Raw genomic sequence first — 17236 nt, forward strand, 5'->3', positions numbered from 1 at the left:
ACAGCCCCCGAAAAACCGGGCAATTCCGTCATGGCTGCCCCTGCGTTTCCACCGTTTCCACCTCTCCGATAAGTTTGACAAAGAGGCTCCGGACATTTTTCTGAAGATCGGCAAGTTCCATCTCAAGCCTTGAGAACGTTGGGCTTCCCGATGCCTGGACAAGCAGATCGAGTACGCCCCCCGGCGCTTCGTTCGGCTTGAAGTCACCAGAGAGCGAAAGCCGCAGAACCTGCGTGAGCCGCTGGTACATCCGGAGCGCTTCCAACAACTGGGCCGCATCCGCCTGAGCGAGAAAACCGGTCTCCCGGAGGCGTTCCAGTGCGTCCTCGGTTCCTTGAGCCAGAACGCCGGGCGTCTCATATCCATTTGCCAATTGAAGGTACTGGGCGATGAACTCGATATCGACGAGACCGCCTGCGACCTGCTTCATGTCCCAGATATCCGCGGTCCCCTTCTCCTTTTCGATGCGGGCGCGCATGGAGCGCACATCATCAGCGAGCTTTGGAATGTCACGGGGCTTTTTAAGGGTTTCACAAATGCTGTCGCCGATCCTTTGAGCAAATTCAGGGGAGCTGGAGGCAATCACACGGGCCCGCGTCAAGGCCATGTGTTCCCAGGTCCAGGCGCTTTTTTCCTGATAGGAGATGAACCCGTCCAGGTTCGTTGCAAGCGGCCCTGCATTCCCTGATGGCCGAAGCCGAAAATCGACCTCGTAGAGAAGGCCCTCAGCCGTTGGAGCCGAAAGGGCGGTGACCAGTCTTTGCGTGAGCCGGGTATAGTATTGCGTGATCGCGAGCGGCCGCTGTCCATCCGACTGCTTGACGTCTGCCGGCGCTTCATAGAGCAGGATCAGGTCCAGATCCGATGACGCGGTCATTTCCCGGCCTCCGAGTTTGCCCATCGCCAGCACCGCGATGTTGCCCCCCGGCACGACACCATGTGTTTCCGCAACATGACGGATCGCCTGAACAAGGGTCCTGTCCACGACCACTTCCGCAAGGCGCGCAAGAGCGAAGCCCACGCGGTCCGCCGACAGCGTGTCGGAGAGCAGTCTGAGGCCGATCAGGAACTGCTGCTCCTGAGCGAAAATGCGTGCGCGATCAAGCGCCTCCTCATAGAAGCGTGCCTGCGCCAGGGTCTGGTCCAGCCCGACCCTGAACTCCTGCACACTCGGCATTGCGCCGAAAAATGCCGGGTCCAGAACCGCGTCCAGCACATGGACCCGCTTGGAAACGGTTTCGGCCATACGTGGGGCGGTCCCCATCGTCGTGGCCAGCAGTGTCAGAAGCTGCGGGTTCGACCGCAGCAGCGAGAAGAGCTGCACACCGGCGGGCAGCTTGGACAGGAAACTGTCGAAGGCCACCAGAGCGGCATCGGCATTGTCCGTTGCCGCAAGGGCGCCGATCAGCGTGGGATGCATCTCCGTCAGCCGTTCACGCGCTTTTGTCGAACGGGTGCATGGATAGCGCCCGAAGTGCCATGACTTCACGATATTTGCGGCCTCGTCCGGTTTCTTGAAGCCAAGCCGCGCAAGTGTCTCAAGAGTATCGGGATCATTGTCATCGCCGGTGAAAACAAGATTGCCCAGTTCGGAAGACAACCCGGGCTCTTCTTCGAAGAGTTCCGAATAATGCAACTGGACCTTCCGCATGTGGTTCAGCAATTCGGTTTCGAACGCGCCGAAGGTCTGAAAACCCATGAGTGCAGACACGCGCTGCAAGCCATCGTCGTCCTTGGGCAAAAGCTGGGTCTGTTCGTCGTTCAGCATCTGGATCCGGTGCTCGACGTTGCGAAGAAACACATAGGCGTCGCGCATTTCATCGCGGGTCTTCAGCCGGATCCAGTCGGCATTGCTGAGGGCATTCAGCATGTCGAGCGTCCGTCTGCCCCGAAGGGCCGGGTTGCGCCCGCCCGCGATCAGCTGCTGCGTCTGCACGAAGAACTCGACCTCCCGGATACCGCCACGCCCGAGCTTGACGTTGTGCCCGGCAACCGCGAGGACACCGTGTCCCTTGTGCATGTGGATCTGACGCTTGATGGACTGAACGTCCGCAATGGCCGCAAAGTCCAGATACTTCCGCCAGATGAACGGCACGATTTCATCAAGGAAGGATTCACCGGCGGGGATGTCACCGGCACAGGCCCGCGCCTTGATCAGCGCCGCGCGCTCCCAGTTCTGCCCCAGCGATTCGTAGTAGACCAGTGCGGCAGGAACGGACATGGCCAGAGGCGTGGCGCCGGGGTCCGGCCGCAAGCGCAGATCCGTGCGGAAGACATAGCCGTCCTCGGTTCTGTCCTGCATGATCTTGACCAGGCGGCGTGTCAGCCGCACAAATTCGACCGGCGCCTCCGCACTGCCGGTCACGGGCGCCTTTTCCGGGTCGTAAAGAACGATAAGATCGATATCGGAAGAATAGTTGAGTTCGTTGGCGCCGTGTTTTCCCATCGCCAGGACGATCAGACCGCTGCCGACTTCCGGCTTTTCCGAATCGAACGGTGAGAACTTGCCCCGGCGCGCCAGGTCGTTCAGGCAAAACCGCAGCCCTGCGTTGAGCGCCGAATCTGCAAATCCGGCCAGCGCCCGTGTAACCTGGTTCAGTTCAATCGCGCCGCCAATGTCTGCGAGCCCCAGAGTCAGGGCAAGATCCTGCTTGAGACCGCGGAGTTCCCGCATGATCGAGGCTTCATCTTCCGCCGTTGCCTCAAATGCATCTTGCAGCAGTCGCCGAATGCGCTTTTCCGGTGCTTCTTGCAAGATGGCGAGCGCTCTTGCCGGGTCGGAAAGAACAAGATCGCGAAGGTAAGGCGAATTTCCCAAAATGCCGGTCAGAAACCCCGCGAACTGCGGCGTTTCCTGAAAACAGGTGCGAAAGGTGGCACCCATCTCCTCGTGATTGAGCAGATCATCAACGAAGAGCGCGGCGCGCGCGGCATCGGGAGCTTCCGGAACGATCCCGATCCGATCTATCAGAGCTCCTTTCGCAGCATCATCCGCCGCGTGGCTGTTCGGTCCGACTGGATCTTTCTTCTCCATCCCCGCTCCTGACACTTTCATGCGAAACCGGCGTCAAATCTATGCGGGCGCACAGTCCCGGGTGCTCATTTTTGAAGCGCAAGTCTCCGCCATGCAAGCGGGCAACCGCCTTGACAAGGCTCAATCCCAAGCCGGTTCCAGGTTCCGACCGGCTTTCTTCGAGCCGGACAAAGCGATCCATGACCCGGTCGTGATCCTTTTCCGGTATTCCGGGACCGTTGTCCGAGACCGACAGCATCACGCGGCCATCCTCCTCCGCGCCTGACAAACGAAGCTCAAGCGCTCCGTCTTCCGGACGGCCGTATTTCAGGGCGTTTTCGATCAGATTGACCAGGACCTGACTGATGAGATCCCTGTTGCAGACAGCCTGGAGGTTGTCCGAGATACCGATTTCCAGACGGCCGCCTTCATCTTCAATCAACGGCTCATAGAGCTCGGCGATTTCGGCAACAAGCCGGTTCAAGTCAGTTGGTTCCATCACCGAGCCCGGTGCCATCGATTCGACGCGCGCAATTCGCAGAAGCGCGTTGAAAATCCTCAACAGATGATCCGTTTCATGAAGCGTGCTTTCAAGCGCATTTCGATAGCCGGCTTCACCCTTGGCGTCCCGCAGCGCCGTTTCAACACGCGTCTGAAGCCGGGTGAGCGGCGTTTTCAGATCGTGGGCGATATTGTCCGTCACGTCTTTCATCGACTGCATCAGCAACTCGATGCGGTCCAGCATGTCATTGAGATTGACGGCCAGGCGGTCGAACTCGTCGTTCGTTCCGGCAAGCGACAGACGCTCGGTGAGATCGCCGTCCATGATCATCCGGCTGGAGGCAGAAATATCGTCGATCCGCTTCATCACACGCCGGCTGACGAAGAACCACGTGATCGCGGCCATGACCACAACGACGACCAGCCAAAGGCGCAGAGCGTTTGCGAGCAGGTTGGAAAACCTGAGCTGATCGCCGAGATCCCGGCCCACGAGAAGCCGAAACCCGCCCCGCAGTTCGAACGTGCGCACCATTGCCTGGCGCTCGACGTCTTCCGTCCCCTGCCCCAGCAGCGTATAGCGAACGCGGCGCAAGCCGCCATCCGCTTCTTCCAGAACCACAGTCGGAAGCCGCGCAATATTGCCGACAAGGGCATTTCCTGCAAAATCCATCAAAAGATAAAGACTGGCATCGGGGTGCTGCGTGCGATCGTCAATGGTTTCGACCAGATCACGAATTCCACCGCGCACATAGACATCCGAAAGTCCCTTGAGTTCCGCATCCACGGCCTGGACGACCTGTTCGGACATCAGATTGTCGGTGCTCTCGGAAACATAGACCACAAGCACGCCCGACATGACTGTGAAAACAGCAATGTATAGCAGGGACAGCTTGAACGCTGTCGTGCGGATAAATCTAGTGAGCCGCGTCACGGATGGTGTACCCGGCTCCGCGGATGGTATGAAGAAGCGGCGTTTCGAAGCCCTTGTCAATCTTTCCGCGAAGGCGCGAGATGTGCACATCGATGACGTTGGTCTGCGGATCGAAATGATACTCCCAGACATTTTCCAGAAGCATCGTTCGTGTGACGACCTGGCCGGCGTGCTGCATCAGGTATTCCAGCAGGCGGAACTCACGCGGTTGGAGCGGTATCTCTGTCTCACCGCGCCGGCAGGAATGCGCCATGCGGTCCAGTGTCAGATCCCCGACCGTGTAGGTGGTTTCAACCTGGCTGGAAGACTTCGGCCTGCGTGCGAGCGCCTCGACGCGCGCCTGCAATTCGGTAAATGCGTAGGGCTTCGGAAGGTAATCGTCGCCCCCCGCTTTCAAACCCTTGACCCGGTCATCGACCTGGCCGAGCGCCGAGAGGATCAGCACGGGTGTGTGATTGTCCTCCTGCCGCAGTTCCTGGATTATCGAAAGTCCGTCGAGCTTCGGCAACATGCGATCGACAATGAGAATGTCGTAGCTGCTGTGCAGGGCCATATCGAGACCGCTCTGTCCGTCGGCAGCATGATCGGCCGTATGCCCGAGTTCACTCAATCCCTTGACGAGATAGCTCGCCGCCTCTGGATCATCTTCGATAACAAGAATCCGCAACATGAAACCCTTTTACCTTGAGTTAGCTCGAAATGGAATGGCTGGCGGCGGCAATGGATGTGAGGCGCCGCCGCCAGTCCGGTTGGGTTTACGGGCGAAACCCATGGCGAAGACCGGCCCGTCGGGGTTGGGGGCAGAGGGCAAGCCGGTCCCGCCAGTCAGGCTCCGGTTCCAAGACGAACCGGTTCCTGATCAGGCCAGGTTCATGGGCAGAGCCACGAACCGGGTTGTGTCGTTGGTCTCGATCCGGAAGAGAACAGCTTTGCGGCCGTCGTTCTCCGCCTTGTCGAGCGCCTTGAGGACATCGTCGGCCGAGTTGACCTCCATGCCTGCGACTTCGAGGATCACGTCACCTGTCGAAAGACGCTTGTCCGCGGCCGGTCCGTCCGGATCGATTTCCGCGATGACGACACCCTCACCTTCCAGACCGGCTTCCGCCTTGGTCGTCACGACCAGGCCGAGATCATCCAGGCTGGTCTTGGTGTCTTCGACCTGAGGCTCGGCAGCTTCGGCAACCTTTTCCTGGTCCTGAAGACGTCCGAGGGTCACAGTGATGTGCTGCTCCTTGTCATCGCGCCAGATCGTGACCTTGACCTCGGTGTCGGGCTCATAAGCCGCAACGATCTTGGAAAGATCACGCGGGCCGTCCACCTTGGTGCCGTCAACGGCGAGAATGGTGTCGCCTGAGCGCAGGCCAGCCTTCTCAGCCGGGCTGTTTTCCTGCGCTTCCGCGACGATGGCGCCGCGGGCCTCTTTGAGGCCAAGGCTTTCCGCGATGTCATCTGTCACGTTCTGGATTTGAACGCCGAGCCAGCCACGAACAACGGTGCCGTCGTTCTTGAGCTCCATGATGACATCTTGCGCGGTCGAAGCCGGGATTGCGAACGCAATGCCGACATTGCCACCGGACGGCGAGAAGATCGCCGCATTCACACCGATTACTTCACCGTTCATGTTGAACGCAGGGCCACCGGAGTTACCCCGGTTGACGGGCGCATCGATCTGGATGAAGTCGTCGTACGGACCCGCACCGATGTCGCGGCCACGAGCAGACACGATCCCTGCGGTGACAGAGCCGCCAAGTCCGAACGGATTCCCGATCGCGACTGTCCATTCACCGACATTCGGCGCTTCGTCCGCGAAGTCCACGTAGGTGAACTCGTTTCCACTTTCGACCTTGAGCAGCGCCAGATCCGTGCGCTTGTCGGAACCGATGAGGGTCGCGTTGTATTCGTCACCGTTCTTGTCGATCACGGTAAACTCGGTGCCACGGTCGATCACATGGTGGTTCGTGACGACAAATCCGTCCTTGGAGATGAAGAAACCGGACCCCTGTGACATGCCATACTGGCGCGGCGAACGGCGCTCGTTGCGGCCTTCTTCGCCACCCCGGCCACCGAAGTCGCGGAAGAAGCGTTCAAACGGATGGCCTTCAGGCATACCCTTGAAGAACTCTTCGAAACCATTGCCGCCGTTGCCGCCGTTGAAATTCATCATGCGCGGCTCAGCGGCCTGCTTGACGCGAACACTCACCACAGCAGGGCTCACCGTGCGCACGACATCCGAAAAGTCTACGGGTGCCGCTGCATCGACCCGAACGGGTTCGGCCTGAGCCAACTGGCTCGGAACAAGCGTCTGCGCGGTCAACGCACCGGCGGCGCCCAGCGCAACAACACCTGCCAGCAATTTGGCACGGCGCGAACGCAAGGGAGAGACTGACCCACGATTTTGCATATTTTCTTCCTCTGTCGACAAAACTATTGGAGGCCAATTCAGAGCGCATGGGGACCTGCGTTCTTGGCTCAAGGAAGAAAGTAGGTAGTCGTGCCTTACCGTTGCCTGTCGGGGGAATTACAAATTCGTAACATTGCCGGATTACTGAGATCGAGATTCAGATTACCAGGATAAGCTCTTGTTTTCATTCATTTCCGGTGACAGGTCTCATCTGCACGGTGTTCCCGGTCGAGAAACCCAATCTGGAATTCAAGACGTCTTTTCAGCCGGAAACCTGACCGGCGTGTCGCCTGAAGCCCATTTTGTCCATTTGGGCATGACGGACTGAAACACGTCGGACGATTCGAAAGTTTCCAGCCAGGTCCGCAGCCGCTGCCAGTCCTGCGCATCGAACCACGTACGGTCTGCATTCGCGAATTGCCGGACAAACGGCAAAACCGCATAGTCTGCCAACGAAGCGGAGCGGCCAAAGAGCCACTGTCCCTGTTTCAGCCTTGTATCAAGGTCGGCGAGAAAGACCGCGGCGAGCGAGCGCTCTTCCTCGCGGTCCGCGTCGTCATAGCGAACATCATACTTGTAGCGGTCGAGATGGGACTTGAACGGACCGTCGCATTGAAGAACCAGCTCCCGCATCTCCGCCATTGTTCCGTGCTCCGGCTGAAGCCAGTTTTCAGGATCCGAGAACTGCAGCGCCCACAGCATGATCTCCCAGCTCTCATCGATGATTTCTTCGTCCGTCTTGAGGCACGGCACCGTGGCCGAGGGCGAGGTTTCAAGAAACTCGGGAGCCTTGTCACGCAAAACGATCTCGCGCAGTTCGACCGGCCGGCCGCTGGAGGAAATCGCCAGCCTTGCGCGAATGGCATAAGGGCAGCGCCGGAAGGAATAAAGAACCGGAAGATCACTCATGCCCCTGACATGCCGTATGCCCGGCTCAAGGTCAACTGCACCCAGGGATTGCATTTGCTCCAACTCGAACGCCGTTTTTCACGAGATGTAAAGAATATGTGATGATACTCATCTTCATAGGGTAACAACATGACTGACTCGCTGCTTCAACTGGCCAAGGACAGTTCTTCGGAGAAGAAAAACGAGCTCGCAGAGCACGTGACAGGTCTGCTCTCGTCGCGATCTGAAGAAAACAGGACCAAGGAAACCGACCTCCTCAACAACATGCTGGAGGGGGTCTACGATTCCCTGGCACCTGAAGTCCGCCAGAAAATGTCCGAGACACTTGCGGATGTGAAAACCACGTCCGCGACGCTGGCCGGTGCGATAGCCAAGGACGAAATTCAGATCGCTCACGCGATGCTGGAACGGTCGGCATCAATCACGGACGACATGCTGCTGGAAATCGCCGAGGTCAGAGACCAGGGTCACCTGCTCGCCATGGCCAAGCGGGACCATATCAGCAAGAAAGTCACCCAGCAGCTCATCAAGCGCGGCGGCAAGGAAGTCAAACAGGCCATTGCCTCCAACCTAGGGGCAGAGCTTGAATTGCCGGTCTTCGAGGATCTGGTCAAGGATATCCCGAAACAACTGGGCGACCGGATGCGGCATCTGCGCAAGTCAAACGAAGAGCTCATCGAAGATCTGTTCCGGGAAGACGGAGAAATCGCTTCGGGTTCTCAACTTGAGAAAAAGGCGTCGAAAATCAGTCCGAAGGCATGGCTCGCCGGAATCCGGCTCGGCAAGACCGACCTAAACAAGGCCGTCTACCAGCTGTGCATTGAACACAATCTATTGGACATCGTTGGCTTGCTGTCGGTCTTTTCCAGCCTCGAAATGAAATATGTCCATAACCTCATGGTTCGTTTCGACGCCACGGGTATTGCAAGCGTGTGCCGCGCCTGTGGCATAGGTGCACGCGAGTTCCAGGCAATCTGCAAGGAGCGCTGCAAGCATCTGAAGTTTCCGGAGAGCACGGGCAGCAAGTGGCTGACCAACTATCACATGCTCGACGAAACCGATGCCCGGCGTCTGCTCGCGGTAATGAAAGCCAAACTGGAAAGCCAGGCAACGCATCAGGCTGCGTGACGACTGTCCTGCGTCTTGAAGGCCGAGCCTAGCTCTTAACCAGATCATCATTTCAAACAGGTCTGACACGGTGGTGGTTGCCATCCCCGTCGGTGCAATTGCGTGTCAGTTGAGCCGTTTCATCCTGACCTGACCCTACCCCGAGAACGAAGATCGCCACTCCTGCATGGAACTTCATTGGTATTTCTGCCGAGCAGCACCATCGACTTGCGCAAATTTCCTTCCACTCTTTAGACACTTGTAAACTGTCTCTAGGGTATTCTCCGATCCAAACGAATGGATGGATCCGACATGCTCAATGATCTTCTCAACCAAGCGCAGGACAGTTCTCCTGAGAAACGCCACAAGCTGGTTGAACATGTCACTGACCTGTTTGTAACCGGTGCGAACAGTTATCAGACCGAAGAAATCTCACTCTTCAACGCCGTGCTTGAACGCATGCTGCCGTCGATGGAAGCGGAGCAGAAGCAGACTGTTTCCGAACGGTTGGCTCCGGTCGATTCAACGTCGCATACTGTCGCCTACGAACTGGCCAGCGACGAGATCGAGATTGCACGACCGATGCTGACGACGTCCAAGGCGCTCAAGTCCGACGATATCCTTCGGCTTGCGAAAACGATGGGCCAGGGTCACCTTCTCGCCATCTCCAAACGCGACCATCTGGAAGCGAAGGTCACCGACGTGCTGCTGGAACGCGGCGAAAGCCCGGTCAAGCAGTCGGTTGCGGCAAACTCCGGTGCGGAGCTGTCAGACTGGGGCGGACGCCTTCTTGTGAAGCTGGCCGAGCGCGACGAAAAGATCCGTGATGCGATGATCGAACGCTCGGATGTCTCGGAGGACGACTACGAAAAGCTGATCTCGCAGATGCCATCGCAGCAGCAGAGCAAGATCAGGAAGATGCGCGCAGAGAACGAAGAACTCGTGCGCACTCTTTTCCACGAGGCCAGCAAGGTTGTCGCCAGCACAAAGCTGGAGCGCAAGAAAACCCGGATCGATGCGAAGGTTGCCTTGAAAGACATCCGCGAAGGCCGCGGAACCATTGGTCAGGCGCTGACGCAGATGGCGCTGTCGAACAACCTGTTCGATATCTGCTTCCTGCTTGCGGAACTGGCAGGCCTGGACCAGAAATACGTTACCAACGTGATGGTTCGCTACGATGCGACCGGCGTGGCGGTTCTGTGCAAGGCGCTCGGCGTCGACAAGAACGGCTATGTTGCGCTATGCCGCGCGCGTGCAGCAAACAACAAGCAGCCGCAAACGACCGTGCAGAACTGGATCAACGACTACCAGGAATTGACGGACAAGGATGCGAGGCGCTTGCTGTCGTTCATGAAGGTGCGGCTGAGCACACTGGAAGAACAGGCAGCCTGATCAGGCTGCCTCTCCTCACCAATATCCCTACTCTGCGACGGCTTCGCGTGTGACGACGGCTGCGCCGTGCTCCAGTGTCCGGTGAACCGGGCACTTGTCGGCAATCTCGAGCATCCGCTCGCGGGTCGCTTCGTCCAGTTCCCCGTCAATGGTGATCACGCGCTCGAAACGGTCGATCTTGCCGCCCTTTTCCTTGAGTTCCTCTGAACAATCCGCGCAATCGGCCGCATGCACCTTGTTGTGAAGAACCTGCGTGCCAATCCGATCAACCTTCAGTCCCTTGCGATCCGCGTACATGCGCAGCGTCATCACGGTGCAGGCACCCAGCGCCGTCGAAAGAAAGTCATAGGGTGACGGTCCGCTGTCGAAACCGCCATAGCTTTCAGGCTCGTCCGCGATCATGCGGTGCTTTCCGGCGGCAACCATTGCCTGGAACTTGCCCTGGCCGGTTTCAACGACATCGACACCCACTTTCGCGGTCTCGTCCGCTTGTGTGGTGTCTTCCTTGTCCAGATATCCGCTGGCCCAGCCTGCAATCACCCTTGCTGCATAAGCGGCATCTTCGCTTCGGGTCAAAAGGTGATCCGCTCTGTCGAGCGACACAAAACTCTTCGGATGTTTTGCCGCGACAAAGATGTCGGTGGCATTGTCGATACCGACCGTGTCGTCCAGCGGTGCGTGCATGACCAGGAGCGCCTTGCCCAGCTTTGCCGTTCTGTCCTTTACGGTCTGCGCTTCAAGGTCGTCCAGAAACTCCTTCCGGATCGTGAACGAGCGCCCGGCGAGATCAACGCTCCCCGATCCCTTTTCGCGGATCTCGTCCACGGACCCCTTGAAGTTATGGATGACGTGATCGGCATCCGACGGCGCACCGATGGTCACGACCGCCCGGACTTCGGGAATATCCGCCGCGACAGACAAGACCGCCGCGCCCCCCAGCGAGTGACCGATCAGCAGCTGTGGTGCCTCGTAGTTTGTCCGCAGAAAATCTGCGGCGAGTTTGAGATCATCGACGTTGGAGGAAAAGCCCGTCGACGAAAAATCGCCGCCGCTGCCGCCCAGACCCGTGAAATCGAACCGCAAAACGGCAATGCCCTCGGCGCTGAGCGCGCCAGCGATGTGCCGCGCGGCGGGGATGTCCTTCGAACAGGTGAAACAATGGGCGAAAAGCGCGAACGCCCGGATCTTCCCGGCCGGGAGATCAAGCCGTGCCGCCAGTTTTGCGCCATGCGCACCGTCAAATTCCAGTCGAAGCGGTCTGTTTGCCATTGTTCAACCCTCCAGCGTTTCAACGCGCCTGACGTAAGCACGAACCCTTGTCATGCAAGTCACGGCTTGGTGCGAACCCTGTGAAGACCCTCGGCGCCTTGAGCGGACGGCGGCGTGACGGCTCAGGCAAATTCCCTGAACGTTTCAAGCGCGGCGCGGTCGTAACCCTGTGACGCAGTCCAGAGTTGGCGCGTGTAGTCGTGCCGGACATTCCCGGAGCGCATCTGCTCTTCGCTCATTTCCTCGACAACTTCGCCCCGGTTCATGACGGCAATCCTGCTGCACAGGTGGCCGACGACCGCCAGGTCGTGGCTCACCATGATGTAGGTCAGGCCATGGGTCTTGCGCAGCGCTGACAGCAGATTGAGAATTTCGGCCTGCACCGACACATCCAGTGCGCTGGTCGGTTCATCCAGCAAGATCACCCGGGGTTCGAGGATCAGGGCACGGGCGATGGCCACGCGCTGACGCTGGCCACCTGAAAGCTGGTGCGGGTAGCGAAACCGGAACTCCGGCCCGAGGCCGACTTCCTTCAGGATTTTCAGAACGCGGTCTTCACGGTTTTTCAGCCCATGGATGATCAGCGGTTCGCTCAGGGTATCGTCGACGGTCCTGCGCGGATGAAGAGAGCCGTAGGGATCCTGAAACACCATCTGCATGTGTTTGCGCGACGACACGGACCTTTTCGCCTTAAGCGGTTCGCCGGCGATCCTGATGGTGCCCGTCCAGTGGGAATAGATCCCGACCATGGCGCGCAAGACGGTCGACTTTCCGGACCCCGATTCACCCACGATGCCGTAGCTCTCACCCTCGGCGACGGTCAGGTTGACGTTCCTGACTGCGGTGATCTGGGATTTTCCGGAGCCGAAGACAATGCCGAGGTTCTCTATGTCGATCATCGTCCGCCCGCCTCCCCGGCGATGTCTTGCGTCTCGTCCAGCCAGGCCGGATCACGTTTCAGGACCGGCAGATCATCGTGTTTTCCATCAAGACGCGGCAGGCAGTTCAACAGGCCTTTCGTGTAAGGGTGCTGCGCGCGATCCAGATGCTTGGCATCGAGCGTCTCCATGATGCGGCCGCCATACATCACGAGTACGCGATCGCAGAAACTGGAGACAAGATTGAGATCGTGGCTGATCAGCACCAGCCCCATGCCCCGCTCGCGCACCATGTCATCGAGCAAAGACAGCACCTGCATCTGAACGGTCACGTCCAGCGCCGACGTCGGCTCATCCGCGATCATCACCTTGGGATTGGTAATCAGCATCATCGCGATCATGATGCGCTGGCCCATGCCCCCGGAGACCTGGTGCGGATAGAGCGCATAGACTTTCTCCGGTTCGCGGATGCGAACCGTCTCAAGCATGGCAAGCGCCCTTTTCCTGGCTTCCGGGCGGGAAACGTTCTCGTGACGGCGACACGATTCGGCGATCTGTGTACCGACCGTCAGAACCGGGTTCAGTGAATATTTCGGGTCTTGCATGATCATCGAGATCTGCGACCCGCGAATGCTGCGCATGGTTTTCGCGCCGGCCTTCATCAGGTCCTTGCCGCCGAACATCATACGGCTTGCGTCGATGGTCCCGTTTCCGGCTGTCAGGCGCAGGAGCGCGCGGCCGGTCTGCGATTTGCCCGAGCCGGATTCACCGACGATCCCGAGCCGCTCGCGCCCGAGATCGAAACTGACGCCGCGCACCGCATGGACTGAACCCTTTGGCGTTGAAAACCGGACGTGGAGATCACGTACGGAAATCAGCGGTGGCTCGTTCGGATCATCTGGCTGAAACCCGGTCATCTTCATCTCATTCACCGTCAATGCCCTCCCGAACTGCGCGGATCGAGCACGTCGCGAAGGCCGTCACCCAGGAGATTGAAGCCCAGCGAGACGACGAGAATGGCGATGCCGGGGATCGTCGGAACCCACCACTGGTCGAGCAGATAGTCGCGCCCGGAAGCGATCATGGCCCCCCACTCGGCAAGCGGCGGCTGTGCTCCCAACCCCAGAAAACCCAGCCCGGCGGCCGTCAGAATGATGCCGGCCATATCCAGGGTCAGCCGCACGATTGTCGATGACAGGCACATGGGCATGATGTGCGCGAACAAAACCCTGATCCGGGACGCCCCCATGATCTGGGCCGCCATGATGTACTCGCTGTTGCGAAGGGTCAGCGTTTCGGCACGGGCAAGTCTTGCGTAGGGCGACCACGTTGTCAGGGCGATCGCGAGAACCGCGTTTTCCAGGCCCGGCCCGAGGACAGCAACGAATGCCAGCGCCAGGATGAGCCGCGGAAACGCGAGGAAAATGTCGGTGATGCGCATCAGTGTCGCGTCGACCACCCCGCCCAGGAGCCCGGCGGTTGTCCCGATGATCAGCCCGATGGGCATCACGATGATGGAGACGAGGAAGATGATGTAGAGCGTGACACGCGAGCCCCAGACAATGCGGGCGAAGATGTCCCTGCCGAGTTCGTCCGTTCCGAACCAGTGTTCCGCGCTTGGCGGAGCCAGCCGGTTGGCAAGATCCTGCGTGGTGCCGTCCCCGCCCGCAATCAGTGGCGCGAACAGGGCAACGAGGCACAGGAAGAGCACGATGGCCAGCCCGAGCATGGCGATCGGATTGGATCGGAACGACATCCAGCCGATGTAGGCGCGCTGGCACTTTGCCTGGAAGGCGTTTTTCGGCGAGTCGGCCAGCAGCCAGGACGTCGAACCGGATTTCTGATCAAGAGCTGTTTCCGACATCATTTCGCCCTCGGGTCGACGATCCGGTAGAGCATATCGGACAGCATGTTGATGAAGACGAACGAGATTCCAACGACCAGTGTCCCGCCGATGACGGCGTTCATGTCGGCGTTGAACAGGGAGTTCGTGATGTACTGGCCGATGCCGGGCCATGCAAAGACAGTTTCGGTCAGCACGGACCCTTCCAGAAGACTGGCATAGGTCAGCCCGATAATCGTGATCAGCTGAACGAGCACGTTTCGGAACGCGTGATACCAGATGACGGTTCCCTCGCGCAGTCCCTTCACACGGGCGGTCAGAACATATTCCTGATTGAGCTGATCCAGCATGAAGGAGCGCGTCATGCGGGCGATATAGGCAAGAGAATAAATGGCGAGCATGGAGGCCGGCAGGATCACGTGCGACAGGGCGTTGTGAAAAACGTCCCATTCACCGGCAATCGCGGCATCGATCATAATGACGCCCGTAACGGGATCAACGATGCCGTCGTAGAAGAAATCGATCCGTCCAGGTCCCGCGACCCAGTCCAGCTTTGCGTAGAAAATCAGCAGAGCGACCATGCCGAGCCAGAATATCGGGATGGAATGTCCGAGCAGTCCGACAATGCGGACAACGTGATCGATCAGGGTTCCCTGACGAACGGCGGCGAGCACGCCGGCCGGAACCCCTATGATGACCCCGGCCACAGTGGCGATGGTGGCCAGTTCCAGCGTCGCGGGGAAGAAACGCTTGATGTCCTCGATCACCGGCTGCCCGGTCATGACCGAACTTCCGAAGTCGCCGCGCAGGATGTCACCCAGGAAGATCAGGTATTGCTGCCAGATCGGCTTGTCGAGGCCGAGCTGCAGATACATCGCATCATAGACCTCCTTCGAGGCCCGATCGCCGACGATGGCGACAACGGGGTCGTTGGGCATGATCCGGCCAATGATGAAGGTGATTGCGGTCAGACCGATAAAGGTCAGGAGCAGCATGAAGATGCCGCCGCCGATCTTTTTCGCCACGCCCAGATACGGCTTGAAATCCACCGTGGAGCGCTGCATTGCGGAACTGTCGCTCATTGCGAACGAAACCCCCGGTTGTTCCTGCTTGTCCACACGAAGCCGCGCTTCCTCATCGGATGGATGGGGAAGCGCGGTTCATCCCGAATGCGGCGGGCTGCACGGCTCAGGTGAACAGTGCAGCGCGCCAATCCAGCTTATTTTGTCACGGTCTTGTAGAAAGCCTGGTCCGACGTCACGCCGTTGACGAAGCCTTCGACATTGGCCCGTTTCCCATAGGTGCCGATCGCCTGGAACATGATCGTGAAGGGCGAGTCCTCCTGCACCATCTTCTGCAGCTTGGCATAGATTTCCTCGCGCACCTCCGGATCGGATTCCGCTGCCGCCTGATCGGTCAGTTCCGTCAGGCCTTCCGCCGGCCAGGCGTTGCGCCATGTCAGCTTGCCGGTCAGCTTGGCTTCGAAATTGTTATCCGGATTGTGGGCAAACGCGTCGGCGTTCGAATGCGGATCGGAATAGTCCGGGCCCCAGCGCGCGACAATCAGTTCATGTTTGCGCGCCCGGTATTTCGGCCAGAGCGTCGCGCCGTCCGACAGGATGATCTCAGAATCGATGCCCAGTTCCTTCAAGCTGGCCTGCACGCTCTGGGCCACTTCGGTGAACGGCGATTTGTTGAGCGTATCGATGGTGATCTTGGTGTCGCTATCAAGGCCGGCATCGGCGATCAGCGCCTTCGCCTTGTCCATGTTGTAGCTGTAGGGCGTGTCCGTGGCGGCAGCCCACATTCCGGACGGCCAGAAGTTCTGGTGGATCTTGTACTGACCATCGAGGAATGAGCCGACCATGCCGTCATAGTCGACCATGTATTTCAGGGCTTCGCGGACCTCGGGCTTGGACAGGACCGGGTGGTCCATGTTGCTCGCCAGGTACATGAGATATCCCTTGGGATAGCTCTCCGCCGAAACGTCAGCATTTCCCGACAGACCCTTCAGCTGATCAGCCGTCAGTTCCATTGCCGCATCGACATCACCCTTTTCCAGAAGGAGGCGCTGTGCTGACGGTTCAGCAACGTGGCGGATGACGACGCGGTTCATGGCCGGCTTGCCCTGGCGATAACCGTCGAAGGCTTCCAGCATGACGACTTCGTTGGCTTTCCATGTGTTCAGCTTGTAGGGGCCGGAGCCAGCGGAGTTGTCCTTCAGCCAGGCATAGCCCATGTCGCCGTCGACTTCGTGGCTCTGCACTTCCTTCATGTCGACGATGGAGGCGACACTGGAGGACAGGAGATTCAGCACGAGCGCAGGTGAGAGGTCTGCAAGGATATTGATTTCAACGGTGCTGTCATCGACGGCTACCACAGCTTCATCGACATTGTCGGCGGTCCAGCCGATCTGCTTGATGATAAAGGCCGGTGTCTTGTCCAGCTTGACCGCACGGCTCAGCGAATAGGCCACATCGGCGGCGGTCACCGGGTTTCCGGAGTGGAAGGTCAGTCCCGGACGGAGCTTGACGGTGATTTTCTTGCCGTCTTCGGAAAACTCGTAGGATTCGGCGATGCCGCCAACGAGCTTGGTGAGGTCGTCCGGTTCGAACAGAAACAGACGTTCATAGATGTTGGCGACGATCCGGCTTCCGGTAAATTCGAAGCACTCGGCAGGATCGAGCGTGATGGCGTCGGCGGTGTTTCGAGCAATCACGAAGGTGTCGGCCGGAGTTGCGGCAATCACCGGAAAGGCGACGGATGTCGCAAGCAAGGCTGCAAGCGAAAGACTTTTCAATGGTGTTGTGATGTTCACGATCATTCCCCCTCTGGAACAAAACGAATGGGATGGAGCCGGAAGATCCCGGCGGGATCGTGTGCGGTCACGCTTCTTGGGTCGAGCGCGGTTCCCACACCTGAACCAGAAGCTTAAACCGGCTGGTTGAATTCAACCAAGAGTCTTGTTATGCAAATTTTGCATAGTTTTTCA

13 protein-coding genes are annotated in these 17236 nt (G+C 58.8%); 2 read left to right on the forward strand and 11 right to left on the reverse strand.

Annotation, left to right across the window (positions count from 1 at the left end; translation table 11 throughout):
- Nucleotides 1-28: 28 nt before the first annotated feature.
- The 5 genes from RDA78_RS26090 to RDA78_RS26110 form a co-directional block, all read right to left on the reverse strand.
- Nucleotides 29-3034, reverse strand: a complete 3006-nt coding sequence (locus RDA78_RS26090; RefSeq protein ID WP_434052668.1) for a bifunctional [glutamine synthetase] adenylyltransferase/[glutamine synthetase]-adenylyl-L-tyrosine phosphorylase — start codon at nt 3032-3034, stop codon at nt 29-31.
- On the reverse strand, nt 2988-4445 hold the full coding sequence (locus tag RDA78_RS26095) for a sensor histidine kinase (protein ID WP_434052669.1): 1458 nt from the start codon (nt 4443-4445) through the stop codon (nt 2988-2990). The genes RDA78_RS26090 and RDA78_RS26095 overlap by 47 nt, the downstream gene beginning before the upstream one ends.
- Nucleotides 4429-5115: a response regulator transcription factor gene (locus RDA78_RS26100; RefSeq protein ID WP_434052670.1), complete on the reverse strand. Its 687-nt coding sequence runs from the start codon at nt 5113-5115 to the stop codon at nt 4429-4431. Before RDA78_RS26100 ends, RDA78_RS26095 begins: the two co-directional genes overlap by 17 nt.
- A 189-nt stretch (nt 5116-5304) precedes the next feature.
- Nucleotides 5305-6846, reverse strand: coding sequence for a Do family serine endopeptidase (locus RDA78_RS26105; protein WP_434052671.1), 1542 nt, complete (start codon nt 6844-6846; stop codon nt 5305-5307).
- A gap of 249 nt (nt 6847-7095) precedes the next feature.
- On the reverse strand, nt 7096-7755 hold the full coding sequence (locus RDA78_RS26110) for a glutathione S-transferase (RefSeq protein WP_434052672.1): 660 nt from the start codon (nt 7753-7755) through the stop codon (nt 7096-7098).
- Nucleotides 7756-7884: 129 nt separating this feature from the next.
- Here RDA78_RS26110 and RDA78_RS26115 point away from each other — a divergent pair, with 129 nt between their 5' ends.
- Nucleotides 7885-8883 carry a DUF2336 domain-containing protein gene (locus RDA78_RS26115; RefSeq protein WP_434052673.1) on the forward strand — a complete coding sequence of 333 codons (999 nt, stop codon included), beginning with the start codon at nt 7885-7887 and terminating at the stop codon, nt 8881-8883.
- A 291-nt stretch (nt 8884-9174) separates the two neighbouring features.
- Complete coding sequence (locus tag RDA78_RS26120) at nt 9175-10254, forward strand: DUF2336 domain-containing protein (RefSeq protein WP_434052674.1); 1080 nt, start codon at nt 9175-9177, stop codon at nt 10252-10254.
- A 27-nt stretch (nt 10255-10281) separates the two neighbouring features.
- Here the strand turns inward: RDA78_RS26120 and RDA78_RS26125 are convergent, their stop codons facing one another.
- The 6 genes from RDA78_RS26125 to RDA78_RS26150 form a co-directional block, all read right to left on the reverse strand.
- Nucleotides 10282-11523 carry a bifunctional alpha/beta hydrolase/OsmC family protein gene (locus RDA78_RS26125; RefSeq protein WP_434052675.1) on the reverse strand — a complete coding sequence of 414 codons (1242 nt, stop codon included), beginning with the start codon at nt 11521-11523 and terminating at the stop codon, nt 10282-10284.
- 122 nt (nt 11524-11645) lie between these two features.
- On the reverse strand, nt 11646-12422 hold the full coding sequence (locus tag RDA78_RS26130; protein ID WP_434052676.1) for an ABC transporter ATP-binding protein: 777 nt from the start codon (nt 12420-12422) through the stop codon (nt 11646-11648).
- The gene (locus tag RDA78_RS26135; protein ID WP_434052677.1) at nt 12419-13318 is read right to left on the reverse strand and encodes an ABC transporter ATP-binding protein; all 900 of its coding nucleotides are present in this window, start codon (nt 13316-13318) and stop codon (nt 12419-12421) included. Before RDA78_RS26135 ends, RDA78_RS26130 begins: the two co-directional genes overlap by 4 nt.
- Before the next feature lie 17 nt (nt 13319-13335).
- Nucleotides 13336-14265 (reverse strand): ABC transporter permease, encoded by a 930-nt coding sequence (locus RDA78_RS26140; protein WP_434052678.1) that lies wholly within the window; start codon nt 14263-14265, stop codon nt 13336-13338.
- Nucleotides 14265-15326 (reverse strand): ABC transporter permease, encoded by a 1062-nt coding sequence (locus tag RDA78_RS26145; protein WP_434052679.1) that lies wholly within the window; start codon nt 15324-15326, stop codon nt 14265-14267. Before RDA78_RS26145 ends, RDA78_RS26140 begins: the two co-directional genes overlap by 1 nt.
- A 137-nt stretch (nt 15327-15463) precedes the next feature.
- Nucleotides 15464-17062 carry an ABC transporter substrate-binding protein gene (locus tag RDA78_RS26150; RefSeq protein ID WP_434052680.1) on the reverse strand — a complete coding sequence of 533 codons (1599 nt, stop codon included), beginning with the start codon at nt 17060-17062 and terminating at the stop codon, nt 15464-15466.
- Nucleotides 17063-17236 lie beyond the last annotated feature (174 nt).

It is taken from the genome of Roseibium sp., from assembly GCF_051016195.1.
Lineage (GTDB): Bacteria > Pseudomonadota > Alphaproteobacteria > Rhizobiales > Stappiaceae > Roseibium.